At 73.7% G+C, this 23,824-nt stretch carries 13 protein-coding genes and 1 pseudogene; 4 read left to right on the top strand and 10 right to left on the bottom strand.

The genetic code is table 11. From position 1 onward, the window contains the following. Positions 1 to 44: 44 nt before the first annotated feature. Together ACFY6U_RS42925 and ACFY6U_RS42920 are read right to left on the bottom strand one after the other, a co-directional pair. Positions 45 to 1,625, bottom strand: coding sequence for an alkaline phosphatase D family protein (locus tag ACFY6U_RS42925; protein WP_390047273.1), 1,581 nt, complete (start codon positions 1,623 to 1,625; stop codon positions 45 to 47). Positions 1,626 to 1,815: 190 nt separating this feature from the next. Beyond that, positions 1,816 to 3,246 carry a PLP-dependent aminotransferase family protein gene (locus tag ACFY6U_RS42920; protein WP_390047271.1) on the bottom strand — a complete coding sequence of 477 codons (1,431 nt, stop codon included), beginning with the start codon at positions 3,244 to 3,246 and terminating at the stop codon, positions 1,816 to 1,818. On the opposite strand from ACFY6U_RS42920, the pseudogene ACFY6U_RS42915 reads away from it, so the two are divergent. Then, a pseudogene (locus ACFY6U_RS42915) lies at positions 3,237 to 4,082 on the top strand (DMT family transporter); the annotation flags it as partial. The gene ACFY6U_RS42920 and the pseudogene ACFY6U_RS42915 overlap by 10 nt on opposite strands. Positions 4,083 to 4,406: 324 nt before the next feature. Here the strand turns inward: ACFY6U_RS42915 and ACFY6U_RS42910 are convergent. Continuing rightward, the gene (locus ACFY6U_RS42910; protein ID WP_390047269.1) at positions 4,407 to 5,237 is read right to left on the bottom strand and encodes an alpha/beta fold hydrolase; all 831 of its coding nucleotides are present in this window, start codon (positions 5,235 to 5,237) and stop codon (positions 4,407 to 4,409) included. A 352-nt stretch (positions 5,238 to 5,589) separates the two neighbouring features. Here ACFY6U_RS42910 and ACFY6U_RS42905 point away from each other — a divergent pair, with 352 nt between their 5' ends. Further along, positions 5,590 to 6,351, top strand: a complete 762-nt coding sequence (locus ACFY6U_RS42905) for a GntR family transcriptional regulator (protein ID WP_390047267.1) — start codon at positions 5,590 to 5,592, stop codon at positions 6,349 to 6,351. 70 nt (positions 6,352 to 6,421) lie between these two features. Here ACFY6U_RS42905 and ACFY6U_RS42900 read toward each other — a convergent pair whose 3' ends face one another. Beyond that, on the bottom strand, positions 6,422 to 7,579 hold the full coding sequence (locus tag ACFY6U_RS42900; RefSeq protein WP_390047265.1) for an ROK family transcriptional regulator: 1,158 nt from the start codon (positions 7,577 to 7,579) through the stop codon (positions 6,422 to 6,424). 874 nt (positions 7,580 to 8,453) lie between these two features. On the opposite strand from ACFY6U_RS42900, the gene ACFY6U_RS42895 reads away from it, so the two are divergent. Continuing rightward, entirely contained in the window at positions 8,454 to 9,509 is a 1,056-nt protein-coding gene (locus ACFY6U_RS42895) for a LuxR C-terminal-related transcriptional regulator (RefSeq protein WP_390047263.1), read from the top strand. Positions 9,510 to 9,571: 62 nt separating this feature from the next. On the opposite strand, the gene ACFY6U_RS42890 is transcribed toward ACFY6U_RS42895, so the two are convergent. The 4 genes from ACFY6U_RS42890 to ACFY6U_RS42875 form a co-directional block, all read right to left on the bottom strand. Further along, complete coding sequence (locus tag ACFY6U_RS42890) at positions 9,572 to 10,126, bottom strand: hypothetical protein (protein ID WP_390047261.1); 555 nt, start codon at positions 10,124 to 10,126, stop codon at positions 9,572 to 9,574. Positions 10,127 to 10,432: 306 nt separating this feature from the next. Beyond that, entirely contained in the window at positions 10,433 to 10,693 is a 261-nt protein-coding gene (locus ACFY6U_RS42885) for a response regulator transcription factor (RefSeq protein ID WP_390047259.1), read from the bottom strand. Between the two features lie 142 nt (positions 10,694 to 10,835). Further along, the gene (locus ACFY6U_RS42880) at positions 10,836 to 11,039 is read right to left on the bottom strand and encodes a hypothetical protein (protein WP_390047257.1); all 204 of its coding nucleotides are present in this window, start codon (positions 11,037 to 11,039) and stop codon (positions 10,836 to 10,838) included. Positions 11,040 to 11,387: 348 nt separating this feature from the next. Beyond that, positions 11,388 to 12,881: an amino acid adenylation domain-containing protein gene (locus ACFY6U_RS42875; protein WP_390047255.1), complete on the bottom strand. Its 1,494-nt coding sequence runs from the start codon at positions 12,879 to 12,881 to the stop codon at positions 11,388 to 11,390. A 517-nt stretch (positions 12,882 to 13,398) separates the two neighbouring features. On the opposite strand from ACFY6U_RS42875, the gene ACFY6U_RS42870 reads away from it, so the two are divergent. Further along, a complete protein-coding gene (locus ACFY6U_RS42870) occupies positions 13,399 to 15,561 on the top strand; it encodes a BTAD domain-containing putative transcriptional regulator (protein WP_390047253.1) in 2,163 nt (720 codons plus the stop codon). A gap of 94 nt (positions 15,562 to 15,655) precedes the next feature. Here the strand turns inward: ACFY6U_RS42870 and ACFY6U_RS42865 are convergent, their stop codons facing one another. Continuing rightward, on the bottom strand, positions 15,656 to 16,951 hold the full coding sequence (locus ACFY6U_RS42865) for an MFS transporter (protein ID WP_390047251.1): 1,296 nt from the start codon (positions 16,949 to 16,951) through the stop codon (positions 15,656 to 15,658). After that, positions 16,948 to 23,796, bottom strand: a complete 6,849-nt coding sequence (locus tag ACFY6U_RS42860; protein ID WP_390047249.1) for an amino acid adenylation domain-containing protein — start codon at positions 23,794 to 23,796, stop codon at positions 16,948 to 16,950. The genes ACFY6U_RS42865 and ACFY6U_RS42860 overlap by 4 nt, the downstream gene beginning before the upstream one ends. Between the last annotated feature and the right edge of the window lie 28 nt (positions 23,797 to 23,824).

Genomic DNA, 23,824 nt, shown 5'->3' with positions numbered 1-23,824 from the left:
CGGGGGATGACGCCGGTGCGCGGCCCTGTGAAAGCGTACGGGAGTTACTGGCCGACTCGGCCCGGCTGCAGGGTCTGCGTGAACAGCACGGTGCCGTCGTACTCGCGCAGCCGCACCGTCAGCTCGCCGCTGGCACCGTCGATGTCGACCTCGCCGAAGAACTGGTAGCCCTCGGCGGGTGACACGTTCGAGGCGGTCGGCGCCTTGACGAACACCCGGTCGGGGCCGAACGTGCCGTCCAGCGCGTTGGCCGGGAAGGCACCGGCGTTCAGCGGGCCGGAGACGAACTCCCAGAACGGCGCGAAGTCCTTGAACGCGGCCCGGGACGGGTCGTAGTGCTGGGCCGAGGTGTGGTGGACGTCGGCCGTCAGCCACACCGTGCCGGTGATCTTCCGGTGCTTGATGTACCGCAGCAGCTCCGCGATCTGCAGCTCGCGGCCGAGCGGCGCGCCCGGGTCGCCCTGGGCGACGGCCTCGAAGTTCGCCTTGCCCTCGACCGGGTCGGGCACGACAAGACCGAGCGGCATGTCCGCGGCGATCACCTTCCACACCGCACGCGACCGCGACAGCTCGCGCTTCAGCCACGTCAGCTGCTCGGCGCCGAGGATGCCCTGCGGGTCGGTCGTCTGGTCGTCGGGCGAGTTGGCGTTGCGGTAGGTCCGCATGTCGAGGACGAACACGTCGAGGAGCGGGCCGTGGTGGTGGACGCGGTAGATCCGGCCGTCCGGGCGGCCGCTGATCGTCGAGATGGGGAAGTACTCGGAGAACGCCTGCCGGGACCGCAGCGCCATGTCGTCCAGCTTCGTACCGGCGGGATAGGCGGTGCCGGTGCCGATGACCTCGCCCGGGTACCAGTTGTTGCGGACCTCGTGGTCGTCCCACTGGATGACGTTCGGCACCTGGGCGTTGAACCGGCGCAGCGCCTCGTCCAGCAGGTTGTAGCGGAAGTTGCCGCGGAAGTCGTCCAGCGTGACCGCGACGTGCGACTTCGCCTCGGAGGTGACGTTGCGGTACAGGCTGCCGTCGGGCAGCGCCTGGGTCGTCGAGATGACGCCGTCGGCGTAGATGTTGTCACCGCTGCACAGGAAGAAGTCCGGGTCCAGCTTCGCCATCGCGTCGAAGATGCGGTAGCCGCCGATGGACTCGTTGATGCCCCAGCCCTGCCCGGCCAGGTCGCCGGACCAGACGAACCTCACGTCCTGGCGGCGGCGCGCGGACGCGGTGCGGAAGGTGCCGGTGACCGGCTCGCCCGTGCGGCGCGGGTCGTCCGGGTCGGCGAGCAGCACGCGGTAGTGGATCTGCTCGCCGGACGGCAGCCCGTGCAGCCGCGTGGTGCCGGTGAAGTCGCTGTCGGCGCCGAGCAGCGGGCCGTGCCACCTGCGGGCGCCCCGGAACGACTCGGTGGCCGAGGTCTCCACGATCATCCGGGCCGGCCGGTCCGAACGGACCCAGACCAGGCCGGAGTCGGCGGTCACGTCGCCCGCCTGCACGCCCCAGTCGGCCCGGGGGCGCCCGGACAGTGCGAACGCCGGCGCGGAACCGAGCGCCGTGGGCAGGGTCAGGGCCGCCGACGCGGCGAGCGAGCCGCGCAGCACACTGCGGCGGCCAGGGAGCGAAAGGGACATGGAAGGGCCTCCAGAACGGGATCCGGCCAGTTATGCACAGCCACAACTACTGGGGCGCCGCAGCGCACACGCAAACCGCGAGTGAACAACTGACCCGCCCCCGCAAGCGCTGTCCCTCCGGAGGGCGGCCGGGTCGTGGTCGTTCCGGCCCGGCCGTCACGTCGTCGTTCCGGGGCAGGCCGCGTCGCCGTCACCCGTCCACTGCCTCCGCCATCACCCGCACGCCCTCCCGGATCCGGGCCGCCGGCAGATGCGCGTACCCCAGCACCAGCCGTACGCCGGACTCGTCGCCCGGCGCGTGCGTGCACGCGCTCAGCGGACGCACCGCGACCCCGGCCGCCGCCGCCCGCCGCACGAAACGGCTCTCCGGCCCGTACCGGTCGGGGAGTTCGGCGATGGCGTGCAGCCCTGCCGCGATCCCCGACACGCGCGCGTGCGGGAAGTGCTCGGCCAGGGCGGCGACCAGGACGTTCCGCCGCTCCCGGTAGGCGCGCTGGCAGCGGCGCAGCTGCCGGTCGTAGTCGCCGCGCTCCAGGAACCGGGCGAACACCGCCTGGTCGACGGAGGGATGACCCAGGTCCGTGGTCCGCTTGCGCTCGACGACGGCGTCCGCCAGGAACTCCGGCACCAGCAGCCAGCCCAGCCGCAGTCCCGGGGCGAGGGACTTGCTGACCGACCCGGTGTACGCCACGCGTTCCGGGTCGAGGCCCTGGAGGGCGCCGACCGGGGCCCGGTCGTAGCGGAAGTCGCCGTCGTAGTCGTCCTCCAGGAGCAGCCCGTCCACCGAGCGGGCCCAGTCCAGCAGCCGGGCACGGCGCCCGGGGGAGCAGGCGATCCCGGTCGGGTACTGGTGGGCGGGTGTCGTCACCGCCGCGCGGACGCCGGACGCGTGCAGCGGACCCGGCGCCAGGCCCTCGGCGTCCAGGGGCAGCGGTACCGTGCGCAGTCCGGCCGCCGCGTACAGGGCGTCGTGCTGCGGGCTGCCGGGATCCTCCACGCCGATCTCGCGCACCCCGCGCGCGTGCAGCACGGAACCGAGCAGCGCCGCCGCCTGCGCCACTCCGGAGACGACCACGATCCGCTCCGGGTCGGCGACCACCCCCCGGCGCCGGGCCAGCAGTTCGGCGAGAGCCGAGCGCAGCCGGGGCAGTCCGCGTGGGTCCGGGTAGCCGAGGTCGCGGTGCGGCAGCTCCGCCAGCACCTCGCGCTGGGCGGCGCCCCAGGCGGCCCGCGGGAACAGTGACAGGTCCGGCGACCCCGGCACGAAACTCACCCGTACGCCGTGCGGGCCCGGCGCGAGGTCACGCGCGCGTGGCGCCGCCGCCCGCACGGCACCGCTCACCCAGGTCCCCGCCCCCCGGCCGCTGCGCAGGTAGCCCTCCGCTGCCAGCTGCTCGTACGCCTCCGTGACCAGCCCCCGCGACACCCTGAGGTCCTTGGCCAGCTCCCGGCTGGACGGCAGCCGGGTGCCGGGCGCGAGCCGCCCTGCCCGGATCGCCTCCCGCAGCGCGGCCTGGAGGAAACGCCCACGCGCGCGTGCCGGTGCCGAGGCGGCCGGCAGCAGCAGCTCCCACGCGGCGGAGCCCGGCAGGTCGCCCGGATTGGTCCCCGATGACGTCATGGAAGTGGACCTTAATCCGGACCGCCCGGGTTCCTAGCGTCGTCCTCATGAACGCGACCACCACGCGCGGCTCCTTGCTGACCGCGCTCGCCTACGTGCTCGTCGGCGCCTCCTTCACGGCCAACAGCGTGCTGGGCCACTACCCCTACGCGGGCGGCCAGTTCCTCCGCTACGGACTGGCGTGCCTGCTGCTCGTGCCGTTCGTCGGGCCGGGCGCGGCCGAGCGGCTGCGCGGACTCGGGGCGCGCGCGTGGCTGCGGCTGGCCCTGCTCGCCGCCGTCGGGATGGTCGGCTTCAACCTGGCCGTCCTCGCGGCCGAGCGCACCGCGGAACCGGCGGTGCCGGGCGTCTTCGTCGGCTGCGCCCCGGTGGCGGTCGCGGTCCTGGTCCCGCTCCTGGACCGCCGTCGGCCTCAACGGCAGGTACTCCGCGGGGCGTTGCTGGTAGCGGTCGGCGCCTTCGCGGTCCAGGGCTGGGGGCGGACGGACGCGAGCGGTCTCGCCTTCTCGGTGTGCGCCCTGGCCGGTGAGGTCGGGTTCGCGGTGCTCGCGGGACCGGTGCTGCGCGCGCTCGGTCCCCGGCTGCTGACCGCCGCCGTGTGCGCCCTCGCCGCGGTCGAGGCGGCCGGGACCGGGGCCGTGCTCGACGGTGGGGCGTGGCTGCGCCGGCCCGGTGCCGCGGAGACGGCCGCGCTGCTGTGGCAGGCGGCCGTCGTCACCGTCATCGGGTTCGTGTGCTGGTACATGGGCGTACAGCGGATCGGCACGGAGCGCGCGACGCTGTTCACCGGCCTCGTCCCGCTGACCGCCGTCTGCACCGCCCCGCTCGTCGGGACGGGCTCCTACGGACCCGCCCAGGCCGTCGGCGGGGCCCTGGTGGGAGCCGGGGTCGCCCTGGGCTCCGGCGCCCTGCCACGGCTCGGCCACCGGTCGCCGACGGCCACCCCTCAGCCCGGCAGGGGGCGCTCCGGCGTCGGCGTCCGGCCGGCGACCGGACGTGTTCCGGACTGCCGTGCCGGGGACCGGTCGCCGGTGGCCAGGGCTCTGACTCGTGTCGGCCGCCGCCGGCCACCGGTCGACCGGGCCCCGCACCGCACTGTGTCGCCGGCCGACAGGCACCGGCCGGCCGCTGCGGACACGGCGTCGGCGCCCGGCCGTCCGTCAGCGGCTGCCGTCGAGGATGACGCGGGCGACCAGCGCCGGGTCGTCGTTCATCGGGCAGTGTCCGCAGCCGGGCAGCCGGACCAGCCGGGCCTTGGGGATGATCTGCTTGGCCCGCACCCCCTGGCGGCGTACCAGCAGCATGTCCCGGGTGCCCCAGCCCACGGTGACCGGGATGCCGGGGACGTCGTCGGTGAACTGGACGGCGGAACCCGCCCGCAGGGTCTCGGCGAATCCGCTGGCCTGCGCGAGAGCGAGCGTCTCGGCGACCACGGCCTCGGGTGAACGGCGCGCCGGGCGGGCGTAGATGGTGCTCGTCAGGGCGGTCCGTCCGGCGGCCGACCGGGACAGCCGCTCGATCATCGGGAGCGGCAGCCGCTCCGCGATCCGCCGCATGGCGATGAGTACACCGAAGGCGTAGCGCCGTTCGGCCTGTGACCAGAACCCGGCGGGGGAGAGGGCGGTGACGGAGCGTACGAGCTTCTCGCGGCCCAGCTCCAGCGCCAGCAGCCCGCCGAGCGAGTTGCCCGCCACGTGCGGCCGGTCCAGCTCCAGGGCCTCGAACAGGGCGCCGAGCAGGGCGTTGGTGGTCGGCAGGTCGTAGGCGAGACCGTCGGGCAGGGCCGGGGAGGCGCCGAAGCCGGGCAGGTCCACGGCGATCACGTCCCGCTCGGTCGCGAGGATGTCCACCACGGGGTCCCAGGCCTGCCGGTGATGCCCTATGCCGTGGATGAGGACCAGCGGTTCGCCGCGGCCCACGCGCGCGTACGAGACGGTCACATCCTGCCGGCCGTGCGCGGCCGGGGCTTTGAACGAGACGGTGGCGGACATGGGGGGCTCCTCGTCTGGCGACTTCGGCGGACGCCGTAGACAGCTTGTCAGCAATTGCTACTCGCGGGTAGTCCCCGGTGGGGCGTGTCGCGCCCCGGCCACCGGTCTCCGGATCATTCTGGGCCGGGGGTGCGGTCCTGCGACGGGAGCTTTGCCACCACGTCACGAAAACGCACCCGCGCGAACGCCCCGTGAACGCTCTGTGGCACCGCTTTCTATGCGTTGGCCAAGGGATCGAGGATTGGTCTTGACCAAGGGTCTGCGCCGTCCTATGGTCGCAGATAAGTAAAACAACCTTTAATAAACAAGGGCGCTAAAACGCCGCCGGACCACGGCGATTGCGGAGGACAGGGTGGGGACCACGCAGCTGGAATCGGTGCCGGAGCCGAAGTACTGGCATCTCAAGACCGTGCTCAGTGAGGCACTGGACTCGGAGTTCTCGGTCGGTGAGATCCTGCCCAACGAGCGCGACCTCGCCGCCCGCTTCGGCGTGGCCCGAGCCACCCTCCGTCAGGCCCTCGAACAGCTCGAGCTGGAGGGCCGGCTGCAGCGCCGCCGCGGTGTCGGTACGACGGTCGCGCCCCCGCGCATGGGCGTGGCGGTCGGCACCGACCAGCACGCCTGGCCGGGCGCCCCCGGGGACGCCTGGCAGCCCGCCGACTGCACCCTCGCGGTGCCGCCCGCCGCCGTCGCGACTGCCCTGGAGACCGGCGCGGAGGAGCCGGTGCATATCGTGCGCCGCTCCCGCGTCACGCACGGCCAGCCCGTCGCCGCCGAGCTGATCTACATCCCGGCGGCCTCGGTCCCGGAGCTGACGGCGATCGACGCGCCGTCCGGAGCGCCCCGCGCGCGTGCGGTGCTGCGGGAGCTCCAGCGCCTGGAGCTGGAGGGCCAGGACCGCGCCGTGGAGCTCGGCTCGGCCCGCGCGGACGACGCCAAGGAACTCGACCGGCTCCCCGGCGCCCCGGTGCTGGTCGTCACCACCCGGTTCCTCGCCGCCGGCCGCGCCGCCGCGCTCTCCGTCGCCACCTACCGCGCGGACACCTGCCGGCTGACCTTCGGCGACACCGGCGGCGTGGAGATCCACCACGGCCCCGAGCGGCAGGCCTCCTAGCCACCGCCCCTGACCCCAGGTCGCGCCCCGGTTCTCCGCCGGGGCGCGACGCGTTTCCCGGCGCCTGCGCTCAGCGGCGCGCGGTGACCGTCCCGTCCACCGCGAACAACTGCTCCTCCACATGGTCGAGGGCGAGCCGCAGCGCGCCCGTCGCCACCGCCGCCTCACCGAGCAGGGAGAGCGCCACCCGGGGCGGCCGCAGACAGTAACGCGCGAGCTCCCGGCGCAGCGGCTCCAGGACGCCGTCCAGGCCGGCCGCCCAGCCGCCGATCACCACCAGCTCCGGGTCCAGTGCCAGCACCAGTGCGGCCACGTCGTGGACCAGCCGCTGTATGAACCGGTCGACGGCCGCCCGCGCCCGCGCATCCCCCTTGCGGGCCAGCGCGAACACCTCGGCGACCGCCGGTTCGTCCAGCGGATGCAGCGGCTCGTCGGTGGTGGACAGCAGCGTCTCCGGGGTCACCTCCCGGCCCAGCAGATGCAGCGCGCCGATCTCCCCGGCCGCCCCGCCGTACCCCCGGTGCAGCCGCCCGCCGATCAGCGATCCGGCGCCCGGACTCAGCCCGGCCAGCACCATCACCACGTCGTCGGACTCGGTGGCGGCGCCCTTCCAGTGCTCGGCCACCGCCGCTGCGTTGGCGTCGTTCTCCACCAGGACCGGGCACTTGAAGGACCGGCTCAGCCGCTCGCCGAGGCGCAGCCCCGTCCACTCGGGCAGCGCGGTGCCCAGCCGCACCCGGCCGTCCGCCTCGACTATGCCGGGGGTGCCGACCCCGACGGCCCGCAGCGAACTGCGCGCCACCCCGGCCCGGCGCAGCAGCTCGGCCACGGCGGTGCGCAGCCGCTCCAGCCGCTCGTCCGCGTCGGCGGTCTCGTCGACATCCTTGGCCTGTGCCCCCAGCACCCGGCCGTCGAGGTCGGCCAGGAGCGCGGCGACGCGGTGCGGGCCGATCTCCAGTCCCAGCAGGTGCCCGGCCTCGGCCCGGAACCGGAACCGCCGCGCCGGCCGCCCCTGTCGCCGGGTGGCGCCCTCCTCGGCGGCCGTCTCGACGACCAGTCCGGCCTCGATGAGCCCCTCCACGACGCCCTCGACGGTCGGCCGGGACAGCCCGGTGACCCGGGTGATCTCGGTGAGCGTCGCACAGTCCGTGGCCCGCAGCGCGTGCAGCACCACCGCGGAATTGATCCTTCGCAGCAGAGACGGATCACCGCCGGTCAATCCCGCCAAGGTCCGTCCTCCCAGCTTGCCCCGCACGTTGGCCGGATCGTACTTCGGCGCCGACGACCCAGGCGAGTGCCGGATGCCTTCGATCTGCCGGAGATCCGCGATCGGCGGGGCGTGACCGCGACCGGTCGCGGCCGGACCGACCGGTGACCGGCCGGCCCAGCTCCGGACGCACCGCGTGCACGGCTCGTGGAATCCCCCGACGTGCCACGTCCGCCTCGCCCGGATCGGCTGACTTCGGTCGGTCGTCGACCCGGCAGGGCGGCGCGCGGTGGCGCGCACGTGCCGCGGCGCGCCGAGCGGCTCCGATTGTCATGTCACCTTGCCTACCAGGACGCTATGGTTGTCTCTGCCCAGCGAGGGACTGGTTGCGGCACGAGGACCGCCGGTGAGGACCGGTGGCGGTGTGTCGTCCGGGGGTGGGTTTGGCGACTTGTGAGGCCGGCCGGGCTGCGTTGGGGGAGCGTCCCATATGTCTCCAATGCGGCTGGCCGTATCGTGCGGTGCCGGGCCTGACGGTCCTCGCCGACGTCGCGGTGAACACTCGTCGGATTATCGGCCCGCCTGGTGCACGTGGGCCGACCTGGGGAACGGATGCGATGAACACACGACACCTTCTCGACCCCGGCGGAGGAGACGCCTTGCCACCCACGACCGTCGCCGGCCGGTTCGGCTCGGCGCGAGATGCCTCCTGCTCACACAGAGGCCGCGGAGGTCACGCGGTACCGGAACGCGCCGGTCGGGCCCGGGCGAATCGATTCCCCGAGGGCTGCCCGAGTCATCTCCCCTTCACCACGTCATCGCCGCGCCACGTACCGGCCCGGGGGACGTTCGGCGGCGTGTCCTGCGTTCCCGCGTTACTTGTCACGGAGAGGGGATGACGTTGAGGCAGGAGGCCAAGAGCCAGCCTTTCGGTGTGGGCGACCGACTCGGCGCCGAGGAGGTGGCCGTCTACCGGTGGCTCGCCCTGCGCCGGCAGTTCGACCTCTCCCGGATGGCCGCGGAACTCGCGCTCGACGAAGCCACGGTGACGCGCGCCGTCGACGCTCTCCTCCAAGTGGGCCTGCTCCAGCGGCACGCGGAGGACGACCAGGTGATGCGGGCGGTCGACCCGCATCTGGCCGCCGCCGTGGCCACCGCCCCGCTGGAGAGGGCCATACGCGAGCAGCAGATCTCGCTGCGCGCCTTCCGCGACCAGTTCGCCCAGCTCTCCTCGCACTACGAGGAGGCGCAGCGTGCCACCCCCGCGCCCCTCGACACCATCCCTGCTCTGACCGAGGTACGGGTCGCCCTGGACCGGGCGGCCGAGCTGTGCCGCGAGGAGATGATCACCGTCCAGCCGGGCGGCACGCGGGCACCCGAAGTGCTCAAGGACGCGCTGGCCAGGGACGGCGAGATGCTCGCCCGCGGGGTGCGGATCCGGACCCTCTACCACCACACCGCACGGTTCAACAGCCCCAGCCAGGCGTACGTCGCCATGGCCACCGCCCTCGGAGCCGAGTACCGCACCGCCCACCAGCTCTTCGGCCGGATGATCGTGTTCGACCGTGAACTGGCCTTCCTGCCCGACCACAAGGGGACGTGGGGCGCGGTCGTCATCCGTGAACCGTCGGTCGTGCACTTCCTGTGCGAGCTGTTCGAGCATGCGTGGACGGAGGCCCAGCCGTTCTCCGACGCGGCCACCGATGGACTGGAAGCCGTTGCCAAGGACCTTGACCGCACCATCCTGAGGCTTCTCGCAACCGGGCGGAAGGACGAGACGATCGCCCGGCGCCTCGGCATGTCGCTGCGCACCACACGGAAACACATCGCGGACATCATGCAGACCCTCGGGGCGGAGAGCCGCTTCCAGGCCGGTTTCGCGGTAGCCACCAGGGGGCTGTTGGGCGACGACCCGGACGACGAGAGCGCCGACGTCCCGCATGGCGAGTAGTCCGGTCCCGCGAACAGGCCGACGACAGGGGCGGCTTGATGGCCCGTCAGCCCGTCAGCCCGTCAGTCCGCCTCGCCCAGGAGGAGTTCCAGCAGGACCGTCGGCGTGTGGACGTCCAGCAGAGCGTAGGCGTGGTCGCGGGGCACGAAGAGTGTCCCGCCCGCGCGAAGGCGCAGATCCACGGTGCTCCCCGGAATGCCGTCCGTGCGGGTGAGCCTGCATCGGCACGCGCCTTCGAGCACGGTCACGATGTACTCGACCGTGCTCGACGCCTGTTGTTCGCCGACCGACATGGAGTGCATGAACCGGAAGGACGGGCGGACCCGGAGCTCCAGCAGCGCGCCGAGCGCCGAGGCCAGCAGCAGCGGCTCCGCCTCCTCTCCCGGGGCCCCGGGCTCCCGCGGACCCTCGTCGGTCCGAGGCGGCGCCGCGTCGGAGGCGTACGGCCAGCGCTCCTGGTGATAGGCGAGCCGCGCGACGCGCAGCAGCTCCGGTAGCGTCTCGGAGTCCTCGGGCCACAGCAGTGCCGGTCCCCTGTCCCCGTTCGTCGCGACGCACAGCGCCAACTCCTGGACAAAGGACTCGAGCGGCTTCACCAGCCGTCTGGGCTCAGGCACAGCTCTGACTCTCCGATCTCGCGTCGGCCCGATCCCTGGTGAGGGGCTTGTGGACACCGTCGAGTCGGCTTCGTCTTCGTTTGCTTCCTCCGGGACCCAGATGTCCCGCTGCCGTCCGACGGCGGTGTGAGAGGCATCGTGGCGTTCGTGCCGCGAAACATGTAGTCACGTGTTCCCGCCACACAGGGGGCTGAACGGGAGAAGGGGACCGCGTCACACGACCGCCCGGTGGGGCCGACGGCCGGTCTCTGTCCGTGACCGTCGGCCCCACCGGGCGGTTGCGCTCCACGCCTGAGGGGTTGTCGTCTAGTCCGGGTCCTGGCCCCGGCCCCTGTCCTGGTCCTCGGCCACGGCGATGGCGAGACGCAGCAGACCGACCCGGCTCCGGGCCCCCGACTTCTCCCGGATCCTGCGCAGATAGGTGTCGACGGTGTGCGGGCTCAGGTCCATTCGGCGTGCGATGGACGTGTAGGTGAGGCCGTCGGCGAGATGTCGCAGGACCTCACGCTCGCGGACGCTCAGTGAGGCCAGAGCTTCGGCAGCCATCGGCGGTCGACGTGTGTCCATTCCGTTTTCCTCGTCGCAGGAGAACCCTGACGTGGGCCGGTCCGCCCCCGGCGGAAGGGCGGACTGGTCCGTTCTCGGGTGGTGCGGGGAACCTCCGCGCAGAAGGTCCTGCCAGGCGCGTGGAGCGCCCCACGTGCCCGGCTCAGCCCCAGCCGCTGTCGTCCGTCGGGTGCGGCGTGGGCAGCTGGTCCAGCGCTACAGGGGGTTTCACGCTGCCCCAGCCGCTGTCGCCGGCGACCACCACGCCGACCACGGACTGAACGGTTGAGCTCTGCGCGCCGGATATGACGCCGAGGGCGAGCAGCACGGCTGCGATCACTGTGATGACGGGACGGCTGACTATCACGGTTGCTCCTGTTTTGTAGCGATTTGCAGCGATAAGTGCGGAGTTTTCCGGTTGTGATCCCCGCTGCTTCAAGGTTCTCCAGTGCGCGACTCGCTGACCATGGGGGAAGGTGCTCACCAAACTGTCCGGCAGCAAAGACGAACGGGTAGCGAAAAGAGCGAAATGGAAGAAACGGGTGTGAACAGCCTGTGCAGAAGACGCAGTTCGAAAGGATCCGAGCCGGGAGACGTGGGCCCAGAGGGTCGCGGCAGTGTTGATCGGCGACCGGCGAGGGTGTCGAGCGCGTCCGGCCCGAGGTGTCACTGCTCGCGGGCGTGACCTCGGGCGGGACCGGGTCAGGACCCGACGTCACCGGGTGCGGGGGCGGCGTGCGCCGGCGGTCTTCTCCAGCTCGCCGCGGTCCAGCTTGCCGCTGAGGGTGAGAGGCAGCGTGGGCAGCGGCAGGAACCTGGCGGGCACCATGTGGGCCGGCAGGAACGCCGCCAGCTCGGCGGGCAACCGCTCCGCGAGCGTGTCGTCGGCTTCGTCGCGGGGGACGAAGCACGCGACCAGCATGGGTTCCCCGCGCGGACTGGGCACCACGACCACGGCGCCGGAGGCCACCCCGGGGCATGCGAGGAGACGGCTCTCGATCTCTCCCAGCTCGACCCGCATACCGCGCACCTTGACCTGGCCGTCGGCCCGGCCGAGGCAGCGCAGGGTGCCGTCGTCGTCCCGGACGGCGAGATCACCGGTCCGGTACCAGGTCCGGCCGTCGGCATCGCGGACGAACGCCCGCTCGGTCAGCTCGGGGCGCCCCAGATAGCCGTCCGCGATCCCCCCGGCGAGAAGGATCTCCCCGGTCTCCCCGTCGGCCACCGGGCGCCCGTCGGCCCTCAGTTCGACGTCGACGTGCGGGAGGGCGCTGCCGATCGGGGTGCCCGGGGCGTCCCGCCGGGCCAGCGTGCGCGGGGTCAGCTCCTGCCAGGTCGCGTACACCGTGCCCTCCGTCGGGCCGTACAGATTGTGGTAGGTCGCGCCGGGGGAGAGCCCCAGATCGGCCCAGCGGGAGACCACCGTCAGTTCCACCGGCTCTCCCGCGAGCAGCACGCGGCGCAGTGCGGGGAAGGAGGTGCCGGTCCGCTCGGCGGCGTCGAGCAGATAGCGGAAGACGGTCGGCACCTGGCTCAGGACCGTCGCGCCCGCCTCGGTCAGCAGGGAGGCGAGACGACGTGGGTCCCGCAGCGCCTGCTCCGGCACCGCCAGCAGCCGGGCGCCGGTCACCAGCGGAGCCCATGACTCGGCCAGACTCACGTCGAAACAGGGGGACGTGGACTGGGCCCAGACCTCGTCGGCGCCGAGACCGAGGGACGACACGAAGCCGAGGAGGAAGGCCGCCAGACTCCGGTGCGACATCACCACACCCTTCGGGCGGCCCGTGGAGCCCGAGGTGTGGATGACGTAGGCGGTACCGTCCGGCGCGGGCGATGCCGGCGAGTCCGCCGCCGGAGGGGTGCTCAAGGTGAATCCCTCGTCGGGACCGGGCTCGACCACCGTGCGGGCCCCGGCGTCGGCGAGTACGAAGTCCTGGCGCGGTCGCGGATAGGAGGGGTCCACCGGCACATAGCCGCAGCCGTGCCGCCAGATGCCCAGCACCGCGGCGTAGACCCGCCATCCGCGAGGCATGCGCATCCCCACGAGCTCGCCGGGCCGGACGCCCGCGTCCACCAGCATCCGCCGTACCGTTTCGGCAGCCGCTCCCAGTTCGCCGTACGTGACATCCCGGGAGGAGTCGGTGACGGCGATCCTCTCGGGATGGTCGGCGATGCTCTTCTCGACCCAGACGTCGACCCGGTCGCCCATGACGCCGAACCACCCTTCCGCTGTGTGCCGTTCGTGGTGCGCCAGGCACCGTCGGCGGGACGCTAGCCACTGAACGGATGCAGGTCAACACGTTCCGTGACCGTTCCGGATCGGTGCCCGGCGTGGACGGGTGGCAAGGGGGAGGCGTGCCGGCGCCGGGAGCTGGGGGATCGGCCGGGAAGGGGGTGATGGGGTCGGCGGCGGGCCGCGCGGGCAGCCTGGGGCGGGGGAGTCGCCGGAACCGGAAGAGAACCTGGGGTGGATCCTGACGCCCTGTCATCGCACCCCCGACGGAGGGGGCAAGGGGGGAGGGTTCCGTACGCCGAAACCCTGTCCGTGAAGCGGTATTTGTGGCGGAGCGAGGCTTTTCGTGCCCCCGTTACCTTGCTGCCGTGCAGGTCGGTGAGGCGGGTGCGGCATGGCCCGCGCCGTCCGGCCCGGTGATCGTGGAGGGCCAGCACAGCCGTACACACCACGGCAACGCACGCCGGGGACGTACCAGAAGCCGGAGACGCCCATGCCCCAGCACGAACTCCCGAAGCCAGACCACGAGGCCGCGCACGGACCGGTGTTCAAGGTGCTCGGCCCCTTGGAGGTGTGGGACGGGGATCGACGGGTCAACCCGGGCGGCGTGAGACAGCGTCACGTCCTCGCGACGCTGCTGATCTACGCGGACAGGGTCGTTCCCGTGAACCGGCTGATCCGCGCGGTCTGGGACGAGGAAGCGCCGGACACGGCGGGCAACCAGGTGCGCAAGATGATCTGGAACCTGCGCCGCAGGCTGCCCGGCTCGGTGCGCATCCTCACCGAAGCGCCGGGCTACCGGCTCGTGCTGAGCGAGGGCCAGCTCGACGCCCGTACCTTCGAGACCCTGCTGGGCCGCGCCGGTACCGCCGTCACCGAGGGCCGCGCCGAGGAGGCCGTCGAGCATCTCTCCCGCGCCCTGAAACTGTGGCGCGGCCGTGCGCTGAGCGGACTGAGCGGCGCCGTCGTCGGCTCGGGCGGCCGGGACCTCGACGAACGACGCCTCATCGCCACCGAGCGACTGGTCGACCTGCGGCTGCTGAACGGGGAGGCGCGGGCGCTGGTGCCCGACCTGTATTCCCTGGTCAACGCCCACCCTCTGCACGAGGGGCTGCGGGAGCGGCTCATGCTGGCCCTCTACCGGATCGGCCGACGCGCGGATGCTCTGCAGGTGATGGCCCAGGGCCGGGCGGAACTGGTGGAGCTGGGCATCGAGCCCGGCACCGGGCTCAGCCGCCTCCAGGAGCGCATCCTCAGGGACGATCCGGGCCTCATGCTTCCCGAACCCGAACCCGAACCTGTAGCTGGACCTGGACCTGGACCTGGACCTGGACCTGGACCCGAGCCCGAAGCCGGCCCTGGCCCTGTACCCGGAACCGCGCCCCAGTCCGGGGACGAGCCCGACTGCGATCCCGCCGCCGCCCCCGTCCCCGCCTCCGCGTGGACCGTGGACGGCACCACGGGAAACGTCTCACCAGCCGCAGAGGCGACCGTGGCGACAGCCGCCGACCGGGGACGGGATCACGGCAGCCTGCCCTACGACCTCAAGGACTTCACCGGACGCCGCCGGGAACTGGACGCCCTCCTCGCCCTCGGCGCCGCCGTCACCGACCGGGCCCCCACCATCGTGACCCTCACCGGCATGCCCGGTGTCGGCAAGACCGCCCTCGCCGTGCACGCCGCCCACCGCCTGTCCGCCGCCTTTCCCGACGGACGGCTCCACCTGGACCTCCAGGGGCTCACCCCGCACAGCGGTCCCCCGACCCTGGCGGAGGCACTGCGGCATCTGCTGCTCACCCTGGGCACGCCCGCTGGGGACGTTCCCGACGACCTCGACGCACGGTTGATCGCCTGGCGGCGGGCCGTGGCCGGACGGCGGGTGCTGATGATCCTCGACGGAGTGGTGGACACCGCGACCGTGCGCCCGCTGCTGCCCGGCACCGGAGGCTGTCTCGTCGTGGTGACCAGCCGTACCGTCATCGGCAATCTCGACGGTGCCGTCCCGATCCATCTGGGCCCGCTGTCCGAGGAGGAAGCCGTCGGCCTCCTCGGCAGCATCATCGGCACGCACCGGATCGGCGACGCCGGCGAGGCCCGCGACCTGGCGGCCGTGTGCGGGCGGCTCCCGCTCGCGCTGCGGATCATGGGCGCCCGGCTCAACAGCCGCCGCGCCTGGAGCCTCGCCCAGGCCGTCCGGCGGCTGCGCCGTCACGACCTGAGGCTGCGCGAACTCACCCTCGCCGACCGCAGTGTGGCCACCGGGATCGGCCAGTGCTACCGCGGACTGAGCCCCGCCCAGCAACGCATGCTGCTCGCCCTGCGCGCGGCACCGTCCGGCAGCATCGACGAACGGACCGCCGCCCGGCTGGCGGGCGTCAGCGCCGCCGAGGCGGAGGACGCCCTCGAAGGACTCGTCGACGCCTGCCTGTTGCAGTCCCTTCCGCAGCCCGGCGGCTACGCCCTGCCCGAACTGGTCCGCAGCTTCGCGGTCCAGGAGTCCGCCACGTCCCGCCCCGGGCCGACCCCCGCGCAGACGCAGCTCCCGCCCCGGACCGGGCCCCGGCCGACCGAGGGCCGCGCGACCCCGCCCGGCAACCGGCCCAGGCCCGACGGCGCCCGACGCCGCGGCCCCGCCGCCCGGCGGTCCGCCGCCTGAGCCCTCGGTGAGGGTGAGGGATGTGCCACGGCCCCGGGAACGGAGGTGATCGCCGCGGACTCCGCCGGACCCGGCCCGTGGCGCGACGCCTGGTTCACGGTCTGGCGGCCCCGGCCGTCTGGACTGCGGTGTGCCTTGGCAGCGCGGTGCGCAGCGGCAGCAGAAGGAGACAGGCCCCCGCCATCCCGACGGCCCCGACGAGCAGTGCCGTCGGGGCCCCGGCGCGGTGGCCGAGCCAGCCGCCGGCCAGTCCGCCCAGCGGTGCCACGCCCAGGACGACCGTGCGGATCGAGGCATTGACCCGGCCGTACAGCTCCTCCGGGGTCAACGTGGTGCGCAGGGTGCGCTGCGTGACGTTGAAGACGATGACGAGGGCGCTCGTCACGAAGTGGGAGCCCGCCACCAGAGCGGGCACCGCCGGGGCGGGCGCGAGGACCGCGGCCGGTACCGCGAGGCCGGCGGCCCCGGCGAGGGCCAGCGTCGCGAACAGTGTCCTCGTCGTCCCCAGCCGTCGCGCCACGCCGCCCGCCACCAGCGCGCCCGCGCAGGCACCGGCACCGGAGGCCGCGTACACCGTGCCGATCCAGGACGCCGGGAGAGTCAGGCCGTGGGTGAGGAACACGAGCAGCGGCGGTTCGCTCACGAACAGGAACAGGTTGAAGACGGTGGTCGCGAGGGTCACGGCTCGCAGCGGGCGGCTGCGCAGGACGAAGGCCGCGCCGATCCGCATCTCCTCCCGCAGGGCCGTCCGAGCCCCGTCCGGTTCCCGTGCCGCACCGTTCTCCTGCCGTGGCGCCTCCGGCCGTCGCGCACGCTCCGTTTCGGGGAGTCGGCGGGTGAACAGCGCGGACACCACGTATGCCGCCGCGTTGCACAGCAGCGCCCACGGGCCGGTGAGCATCTGGACCGCCACGCCACCGACCGAACTTCCCACGATGGTCGCCCCCGACGCCGTCAGCTCGAACCGGGCGTTGGCGCGGGCCAGGTCCTCGGCGGCGACCAGGGTGGGCAGGCAGGCGCTGTACCCGACGTCGGACACCGCCCCCTGAGCGCCGATCAGCAGGGCCAGCACCGCCAGCAGGGGCAGCGAGAGCATCTGGCACACCGCCGCGACGGGCACCGCGAGCAGCAGCGCGGCACGGACGAGATCGGCGCCGATGAGCAGGCGCCGCCGGGAGTGGCGGTCCACCCAGACCCCCGCGAACGGACTGACCAGAAGGTGCGGCAGGGTCCCGGCCGCGCTCAGCAGCCCCAGCTCCAGCGCGTCGGCGCGCAGGGTCACCGCCCCGACGAGGGGGAGCGCCACGACGGTGACGTTCGCGCCGAACTGAGAGGCGGTCTGCGCGGCCCACAGGTGTCCGAAGGCGGAACGGCGCAGGGGCGGGTTCATGAGCGGCTCGTCTCCTCACCCAGGTCCGCGAGGACACGCGGATGCCGGACCAGGCCCTGGTGGTCGGTGTCGACCTCCCGCAGGTCGAAGTCGCCCGCCACCCGGTCCCGCCAGCGCCGTACGTCCGCGTCGGAGACGTCCCGGCTGCGGTGGAAGAGCAGCGCGCCGTCGTACCGGGGCGGCCGGTACCGGCTCAGCGCCCGCAGGTGTGCCCGGAAGACCGCGAAGTCGGCGTCGGGCGCCTCGCGCAGATGGCGTTCGCGCAGCTCGTCCTCCGAGGGCGGGCGCGCGCCCGGGTAGGCGCTGTCGAGGACCGCCAGCAGCGACACCTTCTCGCCCCTGGCGCGCAGTCGGGCCGCCAGTTCGAAGGCGACCACACCCCCGAAGGACCAGCCGCCCAGCCGGTACGGGCCGTTGGGACGGACCCGCAGGATCTCCGCCAGGTGGACCTGCGCCACCTCCTCCACGGACCCCAGCGCGCGGGACATGCCGAGCGCGTGGACCGGGACTCCCGAGGTGGCCAGTTCGCGGTAGCACAGGATGGTCCCACCGACCGGATGCACCAGGAACAGGGGATCGCGTTCACCGGTCCGGCCGTCCAGCAGCGCGGCCTGGAGAGCCGGGGTCGAGTGGTTCAGGACCGCGCCGACCGGCAGGCGCTCACCGAACTCCTCCTGGAGCAGGCCGATCAGCCGCAGGGCCGCCAGCGAGTGCCCGCCCGCCATGAGGAAGTCGTCGTGTGCCCCGATCGGGCCACGGCGCAGGGCCCGCTCCCAGACGGCGGCCACCCGTGCCTCCGTGGGAGTCCTGGGCGCCGTCCACGTGGCGCGGTCCGCGTCGGGCCGGGGCAGCGCGGCATGGTCCAGCTTGCCGTGCCGGGTCAGGGGCATGCGGTCCAGCGGGACGACCACCGAGGGAACCTGGTGCTCGGGCAGCAGCGTCCGGGCGAAGCGGATCAGCTCGCCGGGCTCGACCGGCGCTCCTTCGGTCCCGGGTGCCCCTCCGGCCACGGCGTCCGCCGCCCGTGGCCCGTCGCCGGACGACCAGGTCACGTACGCGACCAGGCGGTCACCGTCGGCCGTGACCGCGCAGTGGCGCACCGCGGGATGCCGGGTCAGGGCCGCCTCCGTCTCGCCCGGTTCCACCCGGAAGCCTCGGATCTTGACCTGCCGGTCGGCGCGGCCCACGAACTCCAGTTCGCCGCCGGGCAGTCGGCGTACCAGGTCCCCGGTCCGGTAGACCCGGCGCGTGGTGCCGTCGGGCAGTTCGATCCGCGGGAAGGAGCGTGCGGTCGCCTCGGCGTCGTGGTGATAGCCGATCGCGAGCTGGGCGCCCGCGATGTGGAGTTCGCCCGGTACCCCGAAGGGCACTTCCCGGCCGTGCCGGTCCAGGACGTGCAGATCGACGCCGTCGACCGGGTGGCCGATGGGCACGCCGTCCTCGCCTCCGGGGACGCAGCGCCACCAGGTGACCTCCACCGCGGCCTCGGTCGGACCGTAGAGGTTGAACAGCGCGGTGTCCGGCAGGGCGGCCAGGAAACGGTCCTGGAGCGGGCGCGGGAGGACTTCCCCGGTGCACAGCACGCGGGTGAGGCCCGCGCCGACGGCCGCGTCGGCCGCGTCGGGGTCGTCGAGGAACGCGTCGAGCGCTGACGGCACGAAGAACGCGGCGGCGATCCGTTCCGCGCGCACGAGCCGGGACAGGGCGCCGGGGGTGCGGGGCGCCTCCGGTCCGGCCACGACCACCGTGCCGCCCGAGGTCAGCGGCCAGAACAGCTCCATCACCGCGACGTCGAACGTGCACGACGTCTGGTGCAGCACCCGTTCCCCGGGCGCCAGCGCAAAGGTCTTCCGCAGCCACAGCAGCAGGTTGCACACGGCTCGGTGGGGCACGACGACCCCCTTGGGCTCGCCGGTCGAGCCGGAGGTGTGGATGAGGTAGGCGGGATCGTCCGCGGACACCGCCGGCAGCGTCACCGGCGTACCGCCGGGCCCGGCCTCCCGGTGCACCTCGGCCTCCGCCTCCGGGGTCCGAACGTCCGCCTCCGCCTCCAGAGCGCGAACGTCCGCCTCCGTCAACGTCAGGTGCAGACCCGCCCGTTCGGCGAGCGCGGCCCGTCGCAGGGGCGGGTCGCGCGGATCCAGCGGGACATGGGCGGCGCCCGCCTTGAGCACGGCGAGGAAGGCGACCGCCTGGAGCGCGGACCGCTGGAGCACCAGCCCCACGAACCGCCCCGGGCCACAGCCCCGGCGCACCAGCGCGGCGGCCAGCCGGTCCGAACGGGCTGCGAGCTCCCGGTAGGTCAGGACGTGTCCGTCCTGCCGCAACGCGGCCAGGCCGGGGGTGCGCCGGGCCTGGTCCGTGAAGAGCGCGTGCAGCAGGGCGGGCCCGCTCCGCCGCGCGCCCGCCTCGTCCTGGCGCCGGCCGGGGGAGCGTTCCGGCTGCGACAGCAGGACGGCGTCGGCGTACGGGGAGTCCGGCCGCGCGGTCATGGCGCGCAGGGCCGCCGTGTAGTAGCCGTGGGCGAGGGCGATCCGGTCCTCGGTGAAGCGGTCCGCGTCCCACCGGAGCCCCAGGCGCAGTGCGTCGTCGGCGCTGTCCAGCGAGAACTCCGCGCCGAACGGTATGTCCGCGTCGGCGGACCCCTCCTCCGCCACGATCTCGGGCGCCCCGGGCGGCAGTTCACGCTCGACGTGGAAGTGGGTGAAGTTGAAGAACGTGGTGAACAGGGCCGGCCGCCCGGTCACCCGCATGATCTCCGCCATCGGGTAGTGGACGTGCCGCTGGATCCGCAGATCGGCCTCGGCGGTGGCCCGGACGAGATCCGCCCAGCTCCCGCCGGTCATCGCCAGGCGCAGCGGGAGGGTGTTGACGAACAGTCCGATGGCCCGGTCGCCGTCGGGCTCCGGAACCCGGCCCGGGCAGACCGTGCCGCTGACCACGTCGTCCGTGCCCGACAGCAGGGCCATGACCCGCAGATGGGCCGCGAGGAGCACGGTGCGCACCGGCACGCCGAGGCCGCGCGCGAGGCGGGTGACCCCCTGGGAGAGGTCCGCGGGCACGGGCCGCTCCAGGTAGCGCATCGTGGTCCCGCCGCGGGCGGAACGCCGGCCGGGCAGTTCCGTCAGCGTCATGCCCGCCAGCTCCCGGCGCCAGAAGTCCCGCGGCGCCGGGTCGTCGAGCGCGGCCCGCTCCAGGGCGACGTAGGAGCGGAACCGGGCGGCGGGCGGCGGGCGTACGCCGGTCCGGGCGTACCGGGCGAGGAGTTCCACGAGGAGGGAGCGTTCGCTCCAGCCGTCCATGACGGCGTGGTGCTCGGTGACGAACAGCCGGGTCAGGTCGTCGGTGAGCCGCTGGAGGTGGAAGCGGATCAGGGGCGGCCTCGACGGGTCGAACGGGGTGGTGCGTTCGGCCTCGAACCGCGTCGCCGAGCGCCACTGCCGGTCCGGCAGGCCGCGCAGGTCCTCCACGGTCAACGGCACCGGCACGCGTGCGTGGACGAGTTGGACGGGCTCGGCGAACCCGGTCGGCTCGAACGAGGTGCGCAGCAGTTCGTGGCTCTCCGTCAGGCCCGCGACGGCCTCCCGCCAGGCGTCCGTGTCGAACCCGCCGCGCAGGGTGTACGCCTTGACGTTGTGGTAGAGCCCCGAGCGCTCGCTGTGGAAGAACATCCCGGCCTGGAGCCGGGTCATCGGATAGGCGTCCGTGATCCCGGCGCCGATCCCGGCGCCGATCCCGGCGCCGATCCGGGCCCGGTCCTCGGCGGGGAGCAGGGCGAACGGCTCCTGCGGGTCCGGTCCGGTCGGTGGCGCGCAGACGGCGACGGCCGCCAGCTCGCGGACCGTCTGATGCCGCAGCAGGTCGGCCACGTCGATGTGCAGCCCCGTGTCCCGGGCGCGGGAGACGATCCGGACGGTGCGCAGGGAATCCCCGCCCAGCGCGAAGTAGTTGTCGTCCACGCCGACCACGGGCCGCTCCAGCACGTCGCGCCAGATCGCGGCGAGCGTCGCCTCGGCCTCGGTCGCGGGTTCCACGTGGGGGCCCACGGCCTGCTCCACGGGACTGGGCAGCGCGGACCGGTCGACCTTCCCGTTGGCGTTCAGCGGCAACCGGTCGAGCACCACCAGATGGGCCGGGACGAGATGGTCGGGGAGCCGCTCGCGCAGCCGGCGCCGCAGGACGTCGGAGCGGACCCGGGCGCGGGCGTCGGCGGAGGAGCCGGGCACGACGTACCCGACGAGCCGGCCGTCGCAGTGCGCGACGTACGCCTCCCGTACCCCGTCCAGTGCCGCGAGCGCCGCCCGCACCTCGCCCGGCTCGACCCGGAACCCGCGGATCTTGACCTGGTCGTCGATCCGCCCGTGGTACTCCAGCTCCCCGTCGGGCAGCGTCCGCACCAGGTCGCCGGTGCGGTACCTGCGGCCCCCCGGCCCCGCCACGAACCGCTCCGCGGTCGGTCCCGGCAGACCGAGGTAGCCGTCGGCCAGTCCGGCGCCCTCCAGCCACAGTTCGCCCACGACGCCGCGCGGCACCGGGCGGCCCCGGTGGTCCAGGACATGGGCGCGCAGGTCCGGCAGGGTGACCCCGATGGGGCTGCCGGGACGGGTCAGGTCGGCTGCGGTCATCCGGCGGCACGTGGCGTGCACGGTGGTCTCCGTGATGCCGTACATGTTCATCACCTGGGGGCTGTCGTCACCGTGCCGGGCGAACCAGCCGCGCAGCACGGCCGGGTCGAGGGCCTCCCCGCCCAGGACCACCCGGCGCAGCGCCAGTCCGTGCGGCGCGTCCGCGTCGTACCGGATGAACTGCGCGAACGCGGACGGCGTCTGGCTGAACACGGTGACCCGCTCGCGGCGGAGCAGCGCGTGGAGGCGTTCGGGCGACCGGGTGGTGTCCGGGTCCACGACGACCAGCCGCCCGCCGTGCAGCAGCGCACCCCACAGCTCCCACACCGAGTAGTCGAAGGCGTGGCTGTGGAACAGCGACCACACGTCGTCCTCGCCGAAGCCGAACCACCGGTCGGTCGCGGAGAACAGCCGCACGATGTTGCGGTGCGGCACCAGGGTGCCCTTGGGGGTGCCCGTCGACCCGGACGTGTGGATGACGTAGGCGAGATCGTCCGGGGTCACCCCGGTGTCCGGCGCGGTGTCCGGGTGCCGGGCGAGCGAGGGGTCGGTCACGTCGACGCTCTGTCCGGCGAATCCGGGCAGAGCGCTGTCGGCGACGAGGACGCGGAGGCCCGCGTCGGCCGCCAGGCGCCGCAGGCGGGCCGGCGGGTGGGCCGGGTCCAGCGGCAGGTACGCACCGCCCGCCTTGAGCACCCCCAGCAGTCCCACGACCAGTTCGACGGACCGCGACACGTGCAGACCCACCGGCGTCCCCGGACCCACCCCGTGCGCCCGCAGCCGATGTGCCAGCCGGTTCGCCCGCCTCTCCAACTCGCCGTACGTCAGCGCGCGGTCGCCCGCGACGACGGCGACCGCCTCCGGACGCCGGGCGGCCTGCTCGGCGAACACCTCGTGGGCGCACCGCGTCACCACGGGCTCGTCCCGGGCGGGCGCGGCGGGCGCCGGAACGACCTCCACCCGGGACAGGGGGACGTCGGGGTGCTCCGCGACCTCCCGCAGCAGCCGCGCGTAGTGCTCGGCGAACTGCCGTGCCGTCGCCTCGTCCAGGGTGTCGCCCCGGTACTCCAGGGTGCAGCGCACCCCTCGTCCCTCGTCCAGGACGTCCAGGAGCAGCGGGAACTTGGCCTCCGTGACGGGTACGTCGACCTCCTCGACGCGCAGTCCGGGCCGCGGGGTCCGGGGCGGCTCGTGGTAGCGCAGGGTGAACGCGGCCCGCACCAGCGGGGCACCGTCCACGCCCCGCTCCGGGCGGACGGCCGCCACGACCTCGTCGAACGGCAGCCGCTGGTGCTCCAGCGCTGCGAACAGCTCGTCGCGCACCGCGACGCTCACGGCGCGGAAATCGCGGTCCGTGCCGACGTCGGCCCGCAGGGCGACGGTGTTGGCCAGCAGCCCCACCGTCCGGTCGAAGCGCGCGTCGGTCCGTCCGGCCACGACCGTGCCGATCACCACGTCGTCGACCCCGGTGTACCGGCCGAGCAAGATCGCGTAGGCGGTCAGCAGCACCCCGAACAGGGTGGTGTCCGACGCGGCGGCGAGCACGCGCAGCCGCTCGATCACCTCGGCGGGCGGAGCGAACACGTGGCTGCCGCTCGGCGCGCCCCGCGTCAGGGGCGACGGAAAGGCGAGCGGCGGCGGCCCGTCGCCCAGTCTGTCCCGCCAGTACGCCCGTTCCCGATCGGCCTCCGCTCCCGTCAGGAACATGTCCTGGTCGGCGGTGAACACCCGGTACGGCACCGCGGGCGGCGCCTGCGCGGCGAACAGTTCCTCCAGCAGCAGACCCACCGACCAGCCGTCGCTGATGATGTGGTGCATGCACAGCAGGAGCCGCCACCGCCGGGGGCCCGTGCGCAGCAGCCGGACCCGGAACAGGGGACCGGCCGCCAGGTCGAAGGGGCGGTCGCGCTCGGTCTCCGTCCACCGGCGCACCGCGTCGTCCGGGAGGGACTCCCGCGCGGTCCCCGGCGGTTCGTCGTACCGCCAGTCGACGGCCGCGCCCTCGTCCACGACCTGGGTGAGCCGTCCGTCCCGGAGGGCGAACCGGGTCCGCAGCGCCTCGTGACGGCCCACCAGGCGCTGCGCGGCGGCGGCCAGTTCGTCCGGCCGCAGGTCACCGCTGATCAGGCGGGCCACCGGCAGGTGGTGGACGGCCGAGGGACCGGCCGCGGCCTCCAGGTAGTACATCCGTTGCTGGGCGCTGGACGCCGGAAGTTCCATGGTGGTCTCCGCTGGGGAAGTCGAGCCA

It is taken from the genome of Streptomyces sp. NPDC013157 (assembly GCF_042899865.1).
Taxonomy (GTDB): domain Bacteria; phylum Actinomycetota; class Actinomycetes; order Streptomycetales; family Streptomycetaceae; genus Streptomyces.
Note: the sequence above shows the minus strand (reverse complement) of the source record. Positions and strands in the feature narration are given on the sequence as shown.